This window comes from Streptomyces albus subsp. chlorinus, assembly GCF_013302895.1.
Lineage (GTDB): Bacteria > Actinomycetota > Actinomycetes > Streptomycetales > Streptomycetaceae > Streptomyces > Streptomyces chlorinus.
This window is the reverse complement of the sequence record NZ_VJOK01000001.1, coordinates 3766561-3768436: the sequence shown is the minus strand read 5'-3', so window position 1 is coordinate 3768436 and position 1876 is coordinate 3766561. Positions and strand designations below refer to the sequence as shown.

Below are 1876 nucleotides of genomic sequence, written 5' to 3'. Positions count from 1 at the left end.
CGTACTTGCCGCGGGGGCGCTCCTGCCCGGCGCCTCGGCGGCCCTCGCCGCGGCGCCCCTGCCGGCCGCCGGCCCGCAGGCCGCCCACCACTACGCCTGCGAGACCACCGCGGCGGGCGACGAGCCGGGCTCGCTGCTGGGCGAGGGCTGCGTGCGGAAACCGGGCGGCCCGTCCGCGGCGGGCGTCCCCCATCGAGGGCCGCGGCGGCTTGGACAACTGGCTCTGCGCCCGCGTCGAGGAGACCGGACCGAGCACGCTCACCGGACACGACTGCCACCCCGCCCAGCGGTGGCCCGGCACCGCCCCGTAGCCCGGAACCGCCCCGTGGGCACCCCCTTCAGGGCGCACTCCCCGGAGGTACGAAGAAGCCCCTCCCCGGTGTCTCCACCGGAGAGGGGCTTCTTGTTGTGCGCGAGGGGGGAGTTGAACCCCCACGTCCTTTCGGACACTGGAACCTGAATCCAGCGCGTCTGCCTATTCCGCCACCCGCGCATTGGGTGTTGTCGCCTCGCCCGTCCCGGGCGCCTGCCGACATCCAGAAGATTAGCACGTAGTCCGGGGTGGACTCACATCCGTATGCGACGCCCGGCCCGCGGCCCCTTCCCACGTGGCGGGACCCGGCCCGGGGCGCCGGGACGCAGTACAGGAACCCCGCGATCCATGCGACGCTGTAGGGCGGTACGGGCGACTGTGGGCGGGGGCCACGCGCGCGCCACTGTGAGGGGCAACACTTGAGCACCGGGCCCCGGCGGGGAACCAGTCGATTTCCCCGCGCGTGGATACGATCAGTAAGCAGTACCGCAGGAGCGCTGTGCCCACATCCCGGGGGACACTGGGAAGGGGACACACTAGGTCGGTCGGGTCGGCTGGGTCCGGGAGCAGTCGGCTAGGTCCGGGAGCATCTGGGAAGGAGGTGCGTCGTGGGAGTTCTGAAGCGGTTCGAGCAGCGGCTCGAGGGTCTCGTGAACGGCACCTTCGCGAAGGTGTTCAAGTCCGAGGTACAGCCCGTCGAGATCGCGGGCGCCCTCCAGCGCGAGTGCGACAACAACGCCACCATCTGGAACCGTGAGCGCACGGTCGTGCCCAACGACTTCATCGTCGAGCTGAGTCCGCCCGACTTCGAGCGGCTCAGTCCCTACTCGGGCCAGCTCGGCGACGAACTGGCGAGCATGGTGCGGGACTACGCCAAGCAGCAGCGCTACACCTTCATGGGCCCGATCAAGGTCCACCTGGAGAAGGCCGAGGACCTCGACACCGGCCTCTACCGTGTGCGCAGCCGTACACTCGCCGCGAGCACCTCCCAGTCCCAGGCCCAGCGCGGGCCGGGCCCCTCCGCCCCCGCGTCCGGCGGTTACGGATACCCCCCACGCCCCGCCTCCGCTCCGCCCACCCCCTCCGCCCCGCCCTCCTACGCGCCGGGACCCGCCGGCGCCGCGGGGCCGCTGCCGGGCACCGAGACGCGGCGCTGGATCGAGATCAACGGCAACCGCCACCAGATCTCCGGGCCGACCCTGGTGCTCGGCCGCAGCACGGAGGCCGACGTGCGGATCGACGACCCCGGGGTATCGCGCCGGCACTGCGAGATCCGCGCGGGAAACCCGTCGTCCATCCAGGACCTGGGGTCCACGAACGGCATCGTGGTGGACGGGCAGCACACCTCGCGCGCTACGCTCCGCGACGGCTCACGCATCGTCGTGGGCAGTACCACGATCATTTACCGGCAAGCCGAAGGGTGAAGCGGGGGCAATGTCAGAGCTGACCCTCACGGTCATGCGGTTGGGGTTTCTCGCCGTACTGTGGCTGTTCGTCATCGTGTCCATCCAGGTCATCCGGAGCGACCTGTTCGGCACCAGGGTGACCCAGCGCACCGCGCGG

Annotated in this window: 2 protein-coding genes, 1 tRNA gene and 1 pseudogene; 2 read left to right on the top strand and 2 right to left on the bottom strand. The window is 71.3% G+C overall.

The window, feature by feature from the left end:
* Window positions 1-262, bottom strand: a 262-nt coding sequence (locus FM076_RS33155; protein ID WP_207730271.1) for a hypothetical protein, incomplete at its 3' end; no start/stop codon positions are given.
* Window positions 263-409: 147 nt separating this feature from the next.
* Window positions 410-493, bottom strand: a tRNA-Leu gene (locus FM076_RS16740).
* 428 nt (window positions 494-921) lie between these two features.
* Here FM076_RS16740 and FM076_RS16735 point away from each other — a divergent pair.
* Together FM076_RS16735 and FM076_RS33900 are read left to right on the top strand one after the other, a co-directional pair.
* The gene (locus tag FM076_RS16735) at window positions 922-1737 is read left to right on the top strand and encodes an FhaA domain-containing protein (RefSeq protein ID WP_173871602.1); all 816 of its coding nucleotides are present in this window, start codon (window positions 922-924) and stop codon (window positions 1735-1737) included.
* A 10-nt stretch (window positions 1738-1747) separates the two neighbouring features.
* A pseudogene (locus FM076_RS33900) lies at window positions 1748-1876 on the top strand (FHA domain-containing protein); the annotation flags it as partial.